Below are 17,349 nucleotides of genomic sequence, written 5' to 3'. Positions count from 1 at the left end.
CCTCCTTTTTCCCTTAATCCTCTAAACCTTATGCGGGGAGGCAATGCAATATGACGAAAGCGATGATGACGGAGCGGCTGCGGCGGAACCTGAAAATTCTGGGCGCTTGTCTTGCTGCAGGAGCGGTTTTTATCTGTATTTGGCTGTTTCGTTCTGAAAAGGAAGAGCCGGTCAAACAGCAGTCCGTGCTCGGCCAAACAGCCTCAGCATCCGTCGCGGACAAAAAAGACACCGCAGACGATAAGATTATGATTGATGTGAAAGGCGCGGTCCGAAATCCCGGCGTGTATGAAATGGAAGCGGGAGACAGAGTGACGCAAGCCATTGAAAAAGCCGGCGGCCTGAAGAAAAAGGCGGATGAATTGAATGTTAATTTAGCAGAGCAGCTGCAGGACGGGACGATTGTTTATATTCCGAGTGAAGGCGAAGAGGAGAATCGCCCGAAAACAACAGCGGGTGAAAAGGAGAATGCAGCTGTCAATATCAATACGGCATCTCTGGACGAACTTCAGGCGGTTTCCGGGGTGGGGCAGAAAAAAGCGGAAGCGATTATCGCCTACCGAGAAGAAAACGGACGGTTTCAGACTGCTGAAGATTTGATGAATGTATCAGGCTTTGGAGAAAAGTCATTTGAGCGGATAAAAACTTCCATTACGGTAAAGTGAATTGACGGTTTTGCTTAAATCTATGTAAACTTAGAAAAGCAACAAGACTTTTTGGAGGGAACACTTGTGGAACGAATCTCATGGAATCAATATTTTATGGCGCAAAGCCATTTGCTGGCGCTGAGAAGCACATGTCCGAGACTGTCAGTCGGGGCAACCGTAGTCAGAGACAAGCGGATGATCGCCGGCGGATACAACGGCTCAATTGCCGGAGGCGTCCATTGCGCTGATGAAGGATGCCTTTTAATAGATAATCATTGCCAGCGGACCATACATGCAGAGATGAATGCGATTCTGCAATGTTCTAAGTTCGGTGTTCCGACGGAGGGCGCCGAAATTTATGTGACGCATTATCCTTGTATTCAATGCTGTAAATCAATTATTCAGGCAGGTATCAAAACGGTTTATTATGCCGAAGATTACAAAACACAGCCTTATGCAAAAGAGCTGTTCAGCCAAGCCGGAGTCAAGGTGGAGCAGGTCGAACTTGATGAAATGATCATCGATCTGAAAAACCGCGAAAAATTGTCTTTTGTAGCAGGTCTGATTCAGCAATTATCTGATGCGGGGGTTAAGGCAGATGAACTGAAAAAAATTCATGAACAGGCCAATGAGCTGTTTACCAGTTACGTATAAATGAAATATAAATACCTTCTTCTGCCTCTGGCGGCGGTTTCTGCAACTGCGGGAATTGCCGCCGCTCATGTCTTCTGGGTTCTGCTCCTTTTTCTTCTGTATCTTCTCTTTATTATTGTAAAAACAAAGCAGAATGCTCCGGTTATCGTCTGCCTCGTTTCTTTTTGTCTTTATTTCTTTCTTTATACGGTTTGTGACGCTGCGAATGTAACGCGGTATCAGGCCGGCAGTTATACTGAACAGGTCGTCATCACTAACATTCCGAAGGTTGACGGAGCGAAAATGTCAGCCGTTATCCGTACACATGACAAGGAAAAATGGGCGGCTTCGTACAAAATCCGGTCTCTTGAGGAAAAGAGACTCATTGAACAGCTTGAACCGGGGATGCGCTGCACGTTTACAGGTTCTCTGGAGCAGCCTGCACATGCGACGGTTCCCGGAGGTTTTGATTATAATGAATATCTTTACTCTCAGCAGATTCACTGGTTATTTTCCGTGACTTCCATTCAGCAGTGTGAAAAATCCAAACAGCCGCTGTTTAAACTGCTGAACATCAGAAAAAATTTGATTTCGATCATTCGGAATCACGTGCCTGAATCTTCCGCCGGAATTGTTGAAGCGCTGACCTTAGGTGAAAGATTTTCTATAGAGGACGATATACTGAGTGCATATCAAAATTTGGGAGTCGTTCATTTAATGGCGATTTCCGGAATGCATGTCGGTCTTATTACGGCGGGATTATTTTATGCTCTGATCAGAATCGGGCTGACAAGAGAAAAAGCGGGAATTTTGCTGATGTTGTTTTTGCCGGTGTATACGCTGCTGAGCGGTGCCGCCCCATCCGTATTGCGCGCATCCCTCATGCTGGGATTTTATATCGCCGGAACTCTTGTTAAACGCGGCATTCATTCCTCCGCTGCATTGTCCCTGTCTTATCTGCTGCTCCTGCTGTTTAATCCTTACTTCCTTTGGCAGGCGGGCTTCCAGCTTTCCTTTGCGGTAAGCGCCTCTTTAATTCTGTCATCCTCCATTTTAAAGAAAGCAGGGAAAAGCAGACTTGCCGGGCTTGCGATGGCTTCATTCATTGCGGAGCTCAGCTCACTTCCGTTTCTTCTCTATCATTTTCAGCAAATTTCACTTGTCAGTTTTCCGATGAATATGGTGATGGTGCCATTTTATACGTTATTTGTCATTCCGGTTTCTGTCATCGGTTTCCTTCTTCTTTTACTTTCAGGGCAGATGGGAGAATGTTTGTTTGATATGTTCGACCTTGTGATGAAGCCTGTACATGATTTCATTACATATGCGGCATCCGTTGATTTATTTACTATGATTGTGTCAAAGCCTGACTTTGTTTCCCTTCTTCTGCTTGCGGTTTCCGTTTTTACTCTTTTTGCGGCTTTGGAAAAGGGAGGTTTTTTAAAACTCAGGAAATCGGTTCTTTTTTTCTGCGCGGTTTTGGCTTATTTAATATGCCGTCCGTATTTCAGTCCATGGGGAGAAGCGGATATGCTTGATATCGGGCAGGGAGACTCACTGTTTATAAGCGCGCCGCACCGCAAAGGGACCGTAATGGTTGATACAGGGGGAGTGATTGCTTATCCCGGAGAATCATGGAAAGAAAAACGCCACCCGTATTCTATCGGCGAGAAGGTTTTGATTCCGTTTTTAAACGGAAAAGGGGTGAAAAAGCTGGATGCGCTGATTTTAACCCATGCGGATCAAGATCACATCGGAGAAGCCGGAGTGTTAATCAAAAATCATAGAGTCAAACGGTTAATTGTCCCCGTGGGATTCGTAAAAGAACCGAAAGATCAGAACATATTAAATATGGCGAAAGAAAACAACATTCCCGTTGCCGAAGCAAAGCGGGGCGACACCATTACAGCCGGTGATCTTCAGTTTCAGGTGCTGTCTCCGGAGTCGTCTGACGGAAGGAGTAAAAATGATTCGTCACTGGTGCTTTGGACGGTTTTAAGCGGAGTGAGCTGGCTTTTGACGGGAGATTTAGAATCGGACGGCGAAACGGAAGTGCTGAAAACGTATCCGAATCTGAAGGCTGATATATTGAAGGCGGGTCATCACGGCAGCAAAAGTTCAACGAGTGAAGCCTTTTTGAAACAGCTTCAGCCGGAAGCGGCGCTGATTTCAGCAGGAAAAGAGAATCGATACCATCATCCGCATGAAGAAGTGCTGGCTCGTTTGAAGGCGTACTCTGTCAATGTGCTTCGCACCGATATCAGCGGAACGATTCAATACAGATTTAAAAAAGGCGCCGGAACGTTTTCCGTCTTCCCTCCATATGATATAGAAGAAACCAGGGCGCAAGAAGTAAAAAAGACTGCCGATTGACAGCAGCCCGGAATGCGGCTAAGAGCCGATAAGATGGATGGCTGTTGCCATCACGAACAAAAAGGCGAAAAATCCGAAGGACACGACAAAACCGACAGCTGAGTCAACAGCATCATTTCGTTTGCTTTGAACGTTTTTTTCAAAATCATTCAATTTCATCCCTCCTGACTTCCCTAAGTATACTGGAATTGTTTTGAAAAATCTAGAAGTGATGGTAACGTTTTCTGTTCTTGTGATTATCGCCTTTTTACAAGCAGACCCGGGAGCTTGTGAATCAGGCGTTTATTATAAATGAGGAAGCTGTCCTTAAAGCTTCCTCTTTACTATTTGCCGAACTCAATTTAGGATAGAAGGGGATCAAGAAAGAGAGGAAGTCATACGATCATGGTATTTGATGTTTGGAAAGCCCTGAAAAAAGGGGATGTCCGCTCCGTTTATTGTTTATACGGAAAAGAAACGTATCTGCTCCAAGAAACTGTCAGCCGGATCAGACAAGCTGTCGTTGATGAGGAGACAAAAGATTTTAACCTGTCTGTTTTTGATCTTGAAGAAGATCCGCTTGACCAGGCCGTAACCGATGCGGAAACGTTTCCGTTTATGGGAGAGAAGCGGCTGGTCATCGTAAAAAATCCGTCTTTTTTAACAGGGGAAAAAAAGAAAGAAAAAATAGAGCATAATACAGCCGCTCTGGAGACTTATCTGAAGGAGCCTGCGCCTTACACGGTCTTTGTGATTGTGGCTCCGTATGAGAAACTGGACGAACGGAAAAAGCTGACGAAAGCGCTGAAGCAAAAAGCCCTTATGATTGAAGCTAAGGAGCTGAATGCAAAGGAGACGACTGATTTTACGATTAATCTGGCGAAATCCGAAAATAAAATGATCGATACAGAAGCTGCCGAGCATTTGGTTCTGCTTGCAAACGGCCATCTGTCTTCCATATATCAGGAAATACAAAAACTCTCCGCCTACACCGGTGACAGACATGAGATCACACTTGAAGATGTCCGGGAGCTCGTCGCAAGAAGTTTGGAGCAGAATATTTTTGAGCTGATCAACAAAATCGTGAACCGAAAACGGACGGAAAGTCTTCAAATATTTTATGATCTTTTAAAACAAAACGAAGAACCGATCAAAATTATGGCGCTGATCGCCAACCAATTCCGTCTGATTATGCAGACGAAGTATTTTGCGGGACAAGGATACGGCCAAAAGCAAATCGCTTCCAACTTAAAGGTGCACCCCTTCCGGGTAAAGCTGGCGATGGATCAGGCGAGGCTTTTTTCTGAAGAAGAGCTGCGGCGTATTATAGAAAGACTCGCAGTGATGGATTATGAAATGAAAACGGGGAAAAAGGACAAGCAGCTCTTGCTGGAGCTCTTTCTCCTTGAGCTTCTCCGGACTGAATGAAAAAAACGATCCCCGTTAAAGGGATCGTTTTTGTATTATGCAGAAAGTCCGTTCACTTGTTTCGCAAGTCTAGATTTGTATCGAGCTGCGGCATTTTTGTGTACAAGACCTGTTTTCACTGCTTTATCAATGCGTTTCGCTGCTTCAGAAAGAGCAGTTTTCGCTTTATCCGCTTCGTTGTTAGCAACAGAAGCTTCAACTTGTTTGATTGCAGTACGCATAGCAGATTTGATTGTCGCGTTATGAGCGCGGCGTTCGTTGTTTGTTTTTGTACGTTTAATCGCTGATTTAATGTTTGGCATGTGTTTCACCTCCTAAGATACAACCTGTAGCACAGTGTCTTAAGGTTAAATCTTCTTCACAATAGAACAAATTGTATTCTATCAAACAGAACTTTAGATTGCAATATAAATGTAAAGTATTTTTCGTTGATGGGTAAATTCGCATGATTCGTTTTGTAAATGGCCACACTATGTACCACGATGATTGAAGGAGGTCTTCCCTGTGAAAAACAACGAACTGGATGTCAATCAATTTCTGATACGGACGGATTTAGCGGTAGAAACGAAACAGGCGGTAAAAGACGGACAAGCCGGTCAGAAAAAAGAAATAAACGGGTTTATTGAAAAAGAACGCGACAAGGGCGGCATTAAAGTCAGAACCGTCGATATTACCAAAGAAGGCGCCGAGCTATCGGGGAAAAAGCAGGGGCGCTATGTCACGATCGAGGCTCAAGGGGTTCGGGAACACGACTCTGAGATGCAGGAAAAAGTAACAGAAGTGTTTGCCGAGGAATTTTCCGCCTATCTGTCGGCATTAAAGATTCCAAAGGATGCAAGCTGTTTGATCGTCGGTCTGGGCAACTGGAATGTGACGCCGGATGCGCTCGGCCCTCTCGTGACCGAAAACCTTCTTGTGACAAGGCATTTGTTCAGGCTTCAGCCGGAAAATGTGCAGGAAGGGTACAGGCCGGTCAGCGCGCTTGCTCCCGGTGTGATGGGTTTAACGGGAATTGAAACGAGCGATATTATTCAAGGTGTGATCAAAGAATCAAAGCCGGATTTTGTGATCGCGGTAGACGCTCTTGCGGCAAGAGCCGTTGAAAGGGTGAACACGACCATCCAATTTTCTGATACGGGCATTCACCCGGGATCAGGCGTCGGCAATAAGAGAAAAGAATTAAGCAAGGAGACGCTCGGCATCCCCGTCATCGCAATCGGGGTACCGACTGTCGTTGATGCGGTTACGATCGCAAGCGATACGGTGGATTATATTTTAAAACATTTCGGCAGAGAGATGAAAGATGACAGCCCGTCAAGATCTCTGGTGCCCGCCGGAATGAACTTCGGCAAAAAGAAGGTGCTGACAGACGAAGACCTTCCCGGAGAAAAAGAACGCCAATCCTTTCTCGGTATTGTCGGCACGCTGGACGAAAACGAAAAACGCCAGCTGATTCACGAAGTGCTTTCTCCGCTCGGCCATAATCTGATGGTCACGCCGAAGGAGATTGACACCTTTATTGATGATATGGCGAATGTGCTTGCAAACGGGTTAAACACCGCCCTTCATGAAAAAGTGTCACAAGATAACAAAGGTTCTTATAATCATTAAAATGGTTCTACCTCCTCTAGCTTGTTCATAGAGTAATTACTAGACAAGCGCTGGAGGGATTCAAATCATGAGAAAAAAACGCAGAAACCGTCAAATTGTCGTTGCAGTAAACGGTGGAAATGCGCTCAAGGGCATGTTTTTGTTTATGACAAGCCTTATCGTTATTTTCGTATTATCGGGTGTGCTCACATCGCTTCGCCCTGAACTGAGGCTTTCTTCGGATTCTCTTCACGGAATTGCCGGAGAACTTCCGGGTGACGCGTTTGCACACCTCCTCGGCATGGAAAATCATTATTTCGCCTCAGAGCTTCCTGAAAAAGACTCTTTTCAGCTGTCCCGGCTTTCCTTAAAACTGGCGACAAGCATTAATATGGAAGACCCGCGGAGTTTCTTGGGACGTGAGCTGCCGGGATTTGCCCAATACGATACGGAGATCCTTCTGGCGGGGCAGGGGACGGATTATACGAATATGCCGGCTGAATCTCCGCCGCCGTCAAAGGTGATGGAAAAAGAAAAAGAAGTGAACCTGGCAGAAATCGAAAACAAAACGAAAAAAGAGGAAACGGCGCCGCCGAAACATTCAACAGGCAGCAAAAAAGTCGTTTTTATTTACCACACTCATAATACCGAATCCTATCTTCCTCTGTTAAAGGGGGAAACAAATCCGGATAACGCCCGCCATTCGAAGGCCAATGTCACGCTTGTCGGAGATATGTTCGGAAAAGCGCTTGAAGCGCAAGGTGTAGGAGCGACCGTAGATAAAACCGACATTCAGGCCCGCCTGAACAAAGACGGCTTAAATTATGCGCGAAGCTACGACGAATCAAGGCCGGTCGTAAAAAGCGCGCTCGCCAAAAATAAAAACCTGCAATATACCATAGACATTCACCGGGATTCCCGCCGCAAGAAAAATACGACAGCCGACATTAAAGGAAAAAGCTATGCCAGAGTCGCCATCGTCGTCGGCAAAAAAAGCGCTAATTTTGAAGAAAACTATAAACTCGCAAGTGAACTTCATAAGCTGATGGAGAAAAAATACCCCGGCTTAAGCGTCGGTGTTTTATCAAAAGGCTCTCCGGGAGATAATGGAGTATACAACCAAGATTTAAACGATCGGTCGCTTCTGCTGGAATTCGGGGGCGTGGATAACAATCTTGAAGAACTGAGGCGCGCATCAGATGCCGTGGCCGATGTGTTCAGCGAACTGTACTGGGATGCAGAAAAGGTCAGCTCACAATCAGGAGAGAAGAAAAAACAATAGAAATCAGGTGATTCAAATGATCCGTTTTACCGGCAAATGCCTGCTGATCGCCATTGTCATGTTTTTCGGCGTTTTGTTCGGCATGCAGCAGGCAAACAGCGGAATGCTTGATATGAAAGGATACAAAGATCCCTCCTTAAAAGGAGCATTCACGCTCGGCGGCGGAGAAGGACAGGAAAAAGAAGCTTCCATTTTGGGGCAAACCGTTACGGCGAAAGATCTGGAAGAAAAACAAAAACAGCTGGAACAGGCGGAAACCTTCAACCTGTTTTCAAAAGCCGGAGAAACCCTTTCAAATACCGTGACGGACTCGGCGCAGGCGATGTATGAGTGGGTTTCGAAACTGAACCGTTAGCATTGATGAAGAGAAAAGCGGATGATTCCTTAAAGGAAGCTTTTCTCTTTCTTGTTTTAATTGAATGTTTACAATCCTATTGATATAATCTAAGCTAGTGTATTTTGCGTTTAATAGTAGGAGTGATAGATTGTGACAGATAAAGAAAAGCGTTTAGAGAGGCAGTCAAGAATCCGGAATTTCTCCATCATCGCCCACATAGACCACGGCAAATCGACCTTGGCGGATCGGATTTTAGAAAAAACATCGGCGATCACCCAGCGGGAAATGAAAGAACAATTGCTTGATTCAATGGACCTTGAACGCGAACGGGGAATTACCATCAAATTAAATTCCGTTCAGCTGAAATACAAAGCAAAAGACGGAGAAGAATATATATTCCATCTCATCGACACGCCCGGACACGTCGACTTTACATATGAAGTATCGCGAAGCCTGGCTGCCTGTGAAGGCGCGATTCTCGTTGTTGATGCGGCTCAGGGAATAGAAGCGCAGACATTGGCGAACGTCTATCTGGCGCTTGATAATGATCTTGAGATTCTTCCTGTCATTAATAAAATCGATCTTCCGAGCGCAGAGCCAGAACGTGTGCGTCAAGAGGTTGAGGACGTTATCGGCCTTGACGCTTCAGACGCCGTCCTCGCTTCAGCGAAAGCGGGCATCGGCATCGAAGACATTTTAGAGCAGATCGTAGAAAAAGTGCCGGCTCCTGCGGGAGATCCGGAAGCTCCGCTGAAAGCGCTCATCTTTGACTCGCTTTATGACGCGTACCGCGGAGTCGTCGCGTATATCAGAGTCGTAGAAGGAACGGTCAAACCGGGCCAGAAAATTAAAATGATGGCAACCGGAAAAGAGTTTGAAGTGACAGAAGTCGGTGTGTTCACGCCGAAAGCAACTCCGACAGATGAACTGACCGTCGGCGATGTCGGCTTTTTAACTGCTGCGATCAAAAATGTCGGTGACACACGCGTCGGTGACACGATAACAAGCGCGGCCAATCAGGCTGCCGAAGCATTGCCTGGATATCGCAAGCTGAACCCGATGGTGTATTGCGGTTTGTATCCGATCGATACGGCCAAATACAACGATTTAAGGGAAGCTCTTGAGAAGCTTGAACTGAATGACTCATCGCTTCAATATGAAGCAGAGACATCCCAAGCGCTCGGATTCGGTTTCCGCTGCGGATTTTTAGGTATGCTTCACATGGAAATCATTCAGGAGCGGATTGAGCGTGAGTTTAAAATCGACCTGATCACAACGGCACCGAGTGTTATCTATGATGTGTATATGACAGACGGCGAAAAGGTTGTTGTCGACAACCCGTCCAACATGCCTGACCCGCAAAAGATCGAAAGAATCGAGGAGCCGTATGTAAAAGCGACAATGATGGTGCCGAACGATTATGTCGGTGCGGTGATGGAGCTTTGCCAAGGAAAACGCGGCAATTTTATCGACATGCAATATTTAGACGCAAATCGTGTCAGCATTGTCTATGACATGCCATTAGCGGAAATCGTCTATGAGTTTTTTGATCAGCTGAAATCAAGCACAAAAGGCTACGCGTCCTTTGATTACGAACTGATCGGCTACAAACCGTCTAAACTTGTCAAGATGGACATTATGCTGAACGGAGAAAAAATCGACGCGCTGTCATTTATCGTGCATCGCGATTACGCGTACGAACGCGGAAAAGTAATTGTGGAAAAACTAAAAGAACTTATTCCGCGCCAGCACTTTGAAGTACCGATTCAAGCAGCGATCGGACAGAAAATCGTGGCCCGCTCGACCATTAAGGCCATGCGGAAAAACGTCCTTGCAAAATGTTACGGAGGAGACATCTCGCGGAAACGGAAGCTTCTTGAAAAACAAAAAGAAGGAAAACGCCGGATGAAGCAGGTCGGCTCAGTAGAAGTGCCGCAGGAAGCGTTTATGGCCGTTCTTAAAATGGATGACAGCCCGAAAAAATAACGGAAGCCGCCGCAGTCCCGCACTGCGGCTTCTTTCTGTAAAGAAGAAGGTGTTTCAAAATGAAATCAGCTTATATTCATATCCCGTTTTGTGAGCATATCTGCCACTATTGCGATTTCAATAAATATTTTATTCAGAGCCAGCCTGTCGATGAGTACTTAAACTCACTCGAAAAGGAAATGATAAATACAATAGAACGGACGGGACGCCCTGATCTCCGTACGATTTTTATCGGGGGAGGCACGCCGACATCGCTCTCACCCGTCCAGCTGGAAAAATTGATGGATTCCATTCACCGCGTGCTGAAGCCTTCTGACGGACTCATAGAATTTGCCGCGGAAGCGAATCCGGATGATTTGTCCCCGGAAAAATTAAAAATCATGAAAAATGCCGGTGTCAACCGGCTGAGCTTCGGTGTTCAAACCTTTGAAGATGAGCTTTTACAAAAAATCGGCAGAGTGCATAAACAAAAGGACGTATTCACTTCCTTTGAACGTGCGAGGGCTCTCGGCTTCGACAACATCAGTCTCGATTTGATGTTCGGCCTGCCGGGTCAGACGCTGGCCGATCTTGACAATTCCGTCAAAACGGCTTTGTCTCTTGATGCGGAGCACTATTCCGTTTACTCGCTGATCGTAGAGCCGAAAACGGTGTTTTATAATTTAATGCAAAAAGGCCGCCTGCATCTCCCGGCGCTAGAACAAGAGGCCGAGATGTATGAAACGGTCATGAGGCAGATGAGTGAAGCGGGCATCCGTCAATACGAGATCAGTAACTTTGCAAAGCCCGGATACGAATCGCAGCATAATCTGACGTATTGGAGCAATGAAGAGTATTTCGGTTTTGGCGCTGGCGCTCACGGATATATCAGCGGCACGCGCACCGTCAACGCCGGGCCTGTGAAACATTACATGCAGCTCATCGAAGAAAAGGGGCTGCCTTACCGTGACACGCACGAGGTGACACGTGAGGAGCAGATTGAAGAAGAAATGTTCCTCGGTCTCAGAAAAATGTCCGGCGTACAAAAGCAAGCTTTTCTCGATAAATTCGGACGCTCGGTCGACGAACTGTTTCCCGATGTTCTCAAAGATTTAACCGAAAAAGGCCTGATCTGTGACACGGAAGAATCGGTTGCATTAACGCATGAGGGCAAATTATTAGGAAATGAGGTTTTTGGCGCTTTTTTGGGTGAGTTATAATTGACATTTTTCTTTTGGTTTGTTACTTTTGATATAGAATTAGCACTCGCTGACCTTGAGTGCTAACAGGGGTGATGATGATGTTAACAAATCGTCAGCTGTTGATCCTGCAAGTGATTATTAATGATTTTATACAATCAGCGCAGCCTGTAGGATCAAGAACTCTTTCAAAAAAAGACGAGATTACATTCAGCTCTGCAACGATCAGAAACGAGATGGCTGACTTGGAGGAATTGGGCTTTATTGAAAAAACCCATTCATCCTCAGGACGGATTCCGTCGGAAAAAGGGTACAGGTATTATGTCGATCATTTGCTGTCACCCGTCAAGCTGACAAAAACCGATCTGGATTTAATTCACTCGATATTTAAAGAAAAAATCTTCGAGCTGGAAAAAACAGTCCAAAAATCAGCGCAAATCCTGTCCGACCTGACAAACTACACATCGATTGTCCTCGGGCCGACGCTGAGCGAGAACTATCTTAAACAGATTCAAATCGTTCCGATCCAGCCGGATAAGGCGGTCGCCATCCTCGTCACGAATACGGGGCATGTCGAAAACCGCACCATCAATTTCCCGGCTAAAGTGGATTTGGCCGATATTGAAAAACTGGTCAATATACTAAACGATCGATTAGCGGGCGTGCCGATGGACGAACTGAATGAGCGCATTTTCAAAGAGGTTGTCACATATTTAAGGCAGCATATCGCTAACTATGACAGCATACTTGAATCGCTCCGCTCCACATTCCATCCGGCGGCCCACGTTGAGAAATTGTTTTTCGGCGGAAAGATCAACATGCTGAATCAGCCGGAGTTCCATGATATTGAAAGGGTCCGCTCGCTCTTATCTTTAATTGAAAAAGAGCAGGATGTTCTGAAGCTGTTTCAGTCATCAAAAGCCGGGATTTCAATCAAAATCGGGAAAGAAAACGACTACGAAGAAATGGAAAACTGCAGCTTAATCACAGCCACCTATACAGTTGATACGAAACAGATCGGATCAATCGCCATTATCGGGCCGACGCGCATGAATTATTCAAGAGTCGTCAGCCTGCTGCAGCACGTGACTTCGGACTTGTCAAAAGCATTCACAAGTTTGTATGATGAATAAGGGAATTTTGGCAATCATTTTCAGTCATCTTTTTACAGCATTTGAGGGAGGTGAACACAATGTCAGAAGAAAAACAAACCGCAGAACAGGTTGAAGCAGCAGAACAAGAAGAAGTGACAGAACAGGCAGAACAAGCCGCTTCACAAGAGCAGCATGAAGAAACGGCAGGTCAGGAAGAAACCCTTCAGCACCAAATTGATGAATTGCAGGGTTTGCTTGATGAAAAAGAAAACAAGCTTTTGCGTGTTCAAGCAGACTTTGAAAACTATAAACGACGCAGCCGCCTTGAAATGGAAGCTGCTCAGAAATACCGTTCTCAAAACGTCGTAACGGAAATCCTTCCGGCTCTCGATAACTTTGAACGGGCGCTACAGGTAGAAGCTGAAAGCGAGCAGACAAAAAGCTTGCTGCAAGGTATGGAAATGGTCCGCCGCCAGCTGATGGACGCACTTGAAAAAGAAGGCGTTGAAGCCATCGAAGCTGTCGGTCAGGAATTTGATCCGAACCTTCACCAAGCCGTCATGCAGGTGGAAGATGAAAACTTCGGCAGCAATATTGTTATCGAAGAACTGCAAAAAGGCTACAAACTGAAGGATCGCGTCATCCGTCCTTCAATGGTAAAAGTGAATCAATAACTACATAGCAGGAGGTAATTCAAAGTGAGTAAAGTAATCGGAATTGACTTGGGTACGACAAACTCATGTGTGGCAGTGCTTGAAGGCGGAGAGCCTACAGTCATCGCCAACGCTGAAGGAAACCGTACGACTCCGTCAGTCGTTGCATTTAAAAACGGCGAGCGCCAAGTAGGGGAAGTGGCGAAACGCCAATCAATCACAAATCCTAACACAATCATGTCTGTCAAACGCCATATGGGTACTGACTATAAAGTGGAAATCGAAGGAAAAGACTACACGCCTCAAGAAGTGTCAGCTATTATCCTTCAGCATCTGAAAGCATATGCTGAAAGCTACCTCGGCGAAACAGTTTCAAAAGCCGTTATCACGGTTCCTGCATACTTCAACGATGCAGAGCGCCAAGCGACAAAAGATGCCGGTAAAATCGCCGGTCTTGAAGTAGAGCGTATTATCAACGAGCCGACTGCAGCAGCGCTTGCATACGGACTTGATAAAACGGACGAAGACCAAACAATTCTTGTTTACGACCTTGGCGGCGGTACGTTTGACGTATCTGTTCTTGAACTTGGCGACGGCGTGTTTGAAGTCCGTTCAACTGCCGGTGACAACCGTCTTGGCGGGGACGACTTTGACCAAGTCATCATCGATCATCTCGTAGCAGAATTCAAAAAAGAAAACGGCATTGATCTTTCAAAAGACAAAATGGCGCTTCAGCGTTTGAAAGATGCGGCTGAGAAAGCGAAAAAAGATCTTTCCGGCGTATCATCCACACAAATTTCTTTACCGTTTATCACGGCGGGAGAAGCAGGTCCGCTTCACCTTGAGCTGACACTGACCCGCGCTAAATTCGAAGAGCTTTCCGCTCACCTTGTTGAGCGCACAATGGCTCCTGTCCGTCAGGCTCTTCAAGATGCGGATCTTTCTGCAAGCGAAATCGACAAAGTTATCCTTGTCGGCGGATCAACACGTATTCCTGCCGTACAGGAAGCAATCAAAAAAGAAACGGGTAAAGAAGCGCATAAAGGCGTAAACCCTGATGAAGTTGTAGCGCTGGGTGCAGCGATTCAAGGCGGCGTCATCACGGGAGACGTAAAAGACGTTGTTCTTCTTGACGTTACACCGCTTTCTCTCGGTATTGAAACAATGGGCGGCGTGTTCACGAAACTGATCGACCGCAACACGACAATTCCGACGAGCAAGTCTCAAGTATTCTCAACCGCTGCTGACAACCAAACGGCTGTTGACATTCACGTGCTTCAAGGTGAGCGCCCGATGTCTGCCGACAACAAAACGCTCGGCCGCTTCCAGCTTACTGATATCCCGCCGGCACCGCGCGGCGTACCGCAAATCGAAGTTTCTTTCGATATTGACAAAAACGGTATCGTAAACGTAAGAGCGAAAGACTTAGGCACAGGAAAAGAACAAAACATTACTATCAAATCTTCTTCAGGTCTTTCTGATGATGAGATCGAACGCATGGTAAAAGAAGCGGAAGAAAACGCTGACGCTGATGCGAAGAGAAAAGAAGAAATCGAAGTCCGCAACGAAGCTGACCAGCTTGTGTTCCAAACGGAAAAAACATTAAAAGATCTGGAAGGCAAAGTGGACGAAGAGCAAGTGAAAAAAGCAAACGACGCGAAAGACGCGCTGAAAGCCGCTATCGAGAAAAACGAAATTGAAGACATCAAAGCGAAAAAAGATGAGCTTCAAACAATCGTTCAAGAGCTTTCTATGAAGCTTTATGAAGAAGCTGCAAAAGCGCAGCAGGCTGAAGGCGGAGCAAACGCTGAAGGCAAAAAAGCGGACGACAACGTTGTCGATGCGGAATACGAAGAAGTAAAAGACGACGAAACGAAAAAATAAGTTCTTTCCCGCATGGCTATAGGCGGAAGAACACACAGCATATTCTGATTCAACAGACAGAAAGTCAAAGTCAGGCATCTCTTGGCTTTGACTTTTTTTCTTGCCCGGGATAAAAGGAATTGAAAAAACATAATTCGAAATGATACAATCTAATTTATGTGAGAAATTCGGGAGAGTGAAGCGAGATGAGTAAGCGTGATTACTATGAAGTGCTTGGGGTAAGTAAGAGCGCTTCAAAGGATGAAATCAAAAAAGCCTATCGGAAGCTTTCAAAAAAATATCATCCTGATATCAATAAAGAATCCGGAGCAGATGAAAAATTCAAAGAGGTAAAAGAAGCGTACGAAGCGCTCTCAGACGACCAAAAACGCGCTCAATATGACCAATTCGGCCATACAGACCCTAACCAGGGATTCGGCGGCGGTTTCGGAGGCGGCGGAGACTTCGGCGGCTTCGGTTTCGATGACATCTTCTCAAGCATCTTCGGAGGCGGCACGAGACGCCGTGACCCGAATGCGCCGCGGCAAGGCGCGGATCTGCAGTATACAATGACCCTGTCATTTGAAGACGCGGCTTTCGGAAAAGAAACGATCATTGAAATTCCGCGCGAAGAGAATTGCGAAACATGTAAAGGGTCTGGCGCGAAGCCGGGAACAAAGCCGGATACGTGCTCGCACTGCGGAGGTTCAGGCCAGCTGAACGTCGAACAGAACACGCCGTTTGGCAAAGTGGTTAACCGAAGAGTCTGCCACCACTGTGAAGGAACAGGAAAAATCATCAAAAACAAGTGTTCTGACTGCGGCGGCACGGGCAAAGTGAAAAAACGGAAAAAAATCAATGTCACGATTCCTGCCGGTGTGGATGACGGACAGCAGCTGCGCGTTCCGGGCCAAGGTGAACCGGGCGTAAACGGAGGGCCTGCGGGAGATCTGTTTGTCGTATTCCATGTGCGCGCCCACGAGTTCTTTGAGCGCAACGGAGACGATATTTATTGCGAAATGCCGTTAACGTTTGCCCAAGCGGCACTCGGAGACGAAGTGGAAGTGCCGACGCTTCACGGAAAAGTGAAATTGAAAATACCTGCCGGCACACAAACCGGCACGAAATTCAGATTAAGAGGCAAAGGCGTTCAAAACGTCCGGGGCTACGGACAAGGCGACCAGCACATTGTCGTCCGCGTCGTCACACCGACGAATCTGACAGATAAACAAAAAGACATCATCCGCGAGTTCGCTGAAGTCAGCGGAAACCTGCCGGATGAACAAGAAATGAGTTTCTTTGACAAAGTAAAACGCGCATTTAAAGGCGAGTAATGATTGGATAGGAGTTGGTAGTTTTGAAATGGTCCGAAATCAGCATTCACACAACACATGAAGCGGTCGAACCCATCTCAAATATTTTGCATGAAGCTGGTGCGAGCGGGGTTGTCATCGAAGATCCGCTTGATTTAATGAAAGAGCGTGAGAATGTTTACGGGGAAATCTACCAGCTCGACCCCAATGATTACCCCGATGAGGGTGTCATTGTCAAAGCGTATCTGCCGATCAACAGTTTCCTCGGCGAAACGGTGGACGGCATTAAAGAGACGATTAACAATCTGCTTTTGTACGACATTGATTTGGGCAGAAACAAAATCACCATTTCTGAAGTTAATGAAGAAGAATGGGCGACAGCTTGGAAAAAGTATTATCATCCTGTGAAAATTTCTGAAAAGTTCACGATCGTTCCCACATGGGAAACGTATACACCTGTTCATACAGATGAACTGATTATCGAAATGGACCCGGGTATGGCATTCGGTACGGGAACGCATCCGACAACGGTTTTATGCATTCAGGCGCTTGAGCGTATCGTTCAAAAAGGCGACCGTATCATTGATGTCGGCACCGGTTCAGGAATTTTAAGCATCGCGGCCGCCATGCTTGAGGCCGAATCGGTTCATGCGTATGACCTTGATCCGGTCGCTGTTGAAAGCGCGCGTCTGAATGTGAAATTGAACAAAGTGAGTGATACGGCCGAAGTGAAGCAGAACAATTTGTTAGACGGCATCACGGGCGAACATGATGTCATTGTCGCAAATATTTTGGCTGAAGTGATTCTCCGCTTTACATCACAGGCGTACGACCTGCTCAAAGACGGAGGCCATTTTATTACTTCAGGCATTATCGGCCAGAAAAAACAGGAAGTAAAAGAAGCGTTGGAAAAAGCCGGCTTTACCATCATAGAAATTCTGTCTATGGAAGATTGGGTCAGCATCATCGCGAAAAAATAACAGTTAGTAGGTG

General features: G+C 46.2%; 15 protein-coding genes and 2 pseudogenes. 15 read left to right on the top strand and 2 right to left on the bottom strand.

The window, feature by feature from the left end:
- The first annotated feature begins 50 nt into the window (after positions 1–50).
- The 3 genes from RUW00_RS07325 (at position 51) to RUW00_RS07315 (ending at position 3,653) form a co-directional block, all read left to right on the top strand.
- Complete coding sequence (locus tag RUW00_RS07325) at positions 51–665, top strand: helix-hairpin-helix domain-containing protein (RefSeq protein WP_014418419.1); 615 nt, start codon at positions 51–53, stop codon at positions 663–665.
- 66 nt (positions 666–731) lie between these two features.
- Positions 732–1,301 (top strand): ComE operon protein 2, encoded by a 570-nt coding sequence (locus tag RUW00_RS07320; RefSeq protein WP_003152868.1) that lies wholly within the window; start codon positions 732–734, stop codon positions 1,299–1,301.
- Entirely contained in the window at positions 1,302–3,653 is a 2,352-nt protein-coding gene (locus RUW00_RS07315) for a DNA internalization-related competence protein ComEC/Rec2 (RefSeq protein ID WP_280145325.1), read from the top strand.
- A gap of 18 nt (positions 3,654–3,671) precedes the next feature.
- Here the strand turns inward: RUW00_RS07315 and RUW00_RS07310 are convergent, their stop codons facing one another.
- Positions 3,672–3,806, bottom strand: a complete 135-nt coding sequence (locus RUW00_RS07310; protein ID WP_003152870.1) for a YqzM family protein — start codon at positions 3,804–3,806, stop codon at positions 3,672–3,674.
- 40 nt (positions 3,807–3,846) lie between these two features.
- Between RUW00_RS07310 and RUW00_RS07305 the strand changes: the two are divergent.
- Positions 3,847–3,998, top strand: a pseudogene (locus RUW00_RS07305) (hypothetical protein).
- Between the two features lie 39 nt (positions 3,999–4,037).
- Positions 4,038–5,079 (top strand): annotated as a pseudogene (holA, locus tag RUW00_RS07300) (DNA polymerase III subunit delta).
- Between the two features lie 16 nt (positions 5,080–5,095).
- Here holA and rpsT read toward each other — a convergent pair.
- Positions 5,096–5,362: a 30S ribosomal protein S20 gene (gene rpsT, locus RUW00_RS07295; RefSeq protein WP_003152876.1), complete on the bottom strand. Its 267-nt coding sequence runs from the start codon at positions 5,360–5,362 to the stop codon at positions 5,096–5,098.
- A 202-nt stretch (positions 5,363–5,564) separates the two neighbouring features.
- On the opposite strand from rpsT, the gene gpr reads away from it, so the two are divergent.
- The 10 genes from gpr (at position 5,565) to prmA (ending at position 17,336) form a co-directional block, all read left to right on the top strand.
- Positions 5,565–6,671, top strand: a complete 1,107-nt coding sequence (gpr, locus tag RUW00_RS07290; RefSeq protein ID WP_014418417.1) for a GPR endopeptidase — start codon at positions 5,565–5,567, stop codon at positions 6,669–6,671.
- A gap of 67 nt (positions 6,672–6,738) precedes the next feature.
- Entirely contained in the window at positions 6,739–7,932 is a 1,194-nt protein-coding gene (gene spoIIP, locus RUW00_RS07285; RefSeq protein WP_007612673.1) for a stage II sporulation protein P, read from the top strand.
- 16 nt (positions 7,933–7,948) lie between these two features.
- Entirely contained in the window at positions 7,949–8,287 is a 339-nt protein-coding gene (locus RUW00_RS07280; RefSeq protein WP_007408270.1) for a YqxA family protein, read from the top strand.
- 132 nt (positions 8,288–8,419) lie between these two features.
- Complete coding sequence (lepA, locus tag RUW00_RS07275; protein ID WP_014418416.1) at positions 8,420–10,255, top strand: translation elongation factor 4; 1,836 nt, start codon at positions 8,420–8,422, stop codon at positions 10,253–10,255.
- 59 nt (positions 10,256–10,314) lie between these two features.
- On the top strand, positions 10,315–11,454 hold the full coding sequence (hemW, locus tag RUW00_RS07270) for a radical SAM family heme chaperone HemW (RefSeq protein ID WP_280145324.1): 1,140 nt from the start codon (positions 10,315–10,317) through the stop codon (positions 11,452–11,454).
- A gap of 80 nt (positions 11,455–11,534) precedes the next feature.
- Positions 11,535–12,566 (top strand): heat-inducible transcriptional repressor HrcA, encoded by a 1,032-nt coding sequence (gene hrcA / locus RUW00_RS07265; RefSeq protein ID WP_003152889.1) that lies wholly within the window; start codon positions 11,535–11,537, stop codon positions 12,564–12,566.
- Positions 12,567–12,625: 59 nt separating this feature from the next.
- On the top strand, positions 12,626–13,201 hold the full coding sequence (gene grpE / locus RUW00_RS07260; RefSeq protein ID WP_160216930.1) for a nucleotide exchange factor GrpE: 576 nt from the start codon (positions 12,626–12,628) through the stop codon (positions 13,199–13,201).
- A gap of 24 nt (positions 13,202–13,225) precedes the next feature.
- Positions 13,226–15,064, top strand: a complete 1,839-nt coding sequence (gene dnaK / locus RUW00_RS07255; protein WP_007408273.1) for a molecular chaperone DnaK — start codon at positions 13,226–13,228, stop codon at positions 15,062–15,064.
- Between the two features lie 185 nt (positions 15,065–15,249).
- Positions 15,250–16,377: a molecular chaperone DnaJ gene (gene dnaJ, locus RUW00_RS07250; protein WP_280145323.1), complete on the top strand. Its 1,128-nt coding sequence runs from the start codon at positions 15,250–15,252 to the stop codon at positions 16,375–16,377.
- A gap of 23 nt (positions 16,378–16,400) precedes the next feature.
- On the top strand, positions 16,401–17,336 hold the full coding sequence (gene prmA / locus RUW00_RS07245; RefSeq protein WP_014418413.1) for a 50S ribosomal protein L11 methyltransferase: 936 nt from the start codon (positions 16,401–16,403) through the stop codon (positions 17,334–17,336).
- The last annotated feature ends 13 nt before the right edge of the window (positions 17,337–17,349 follow it).

Origin of the sequence: Bacillus sp. IS1, from assembly GCF_032461585.1 — a bacterium.
Lineage (GTDB): Bacteria > Bacillota > Bacilli > Bacillales > Bacillaceae > Bacillus > Bacillus velezensis.
This window is presented reverse-complemented; position numbering and strand designations above follow the sequence as displayed.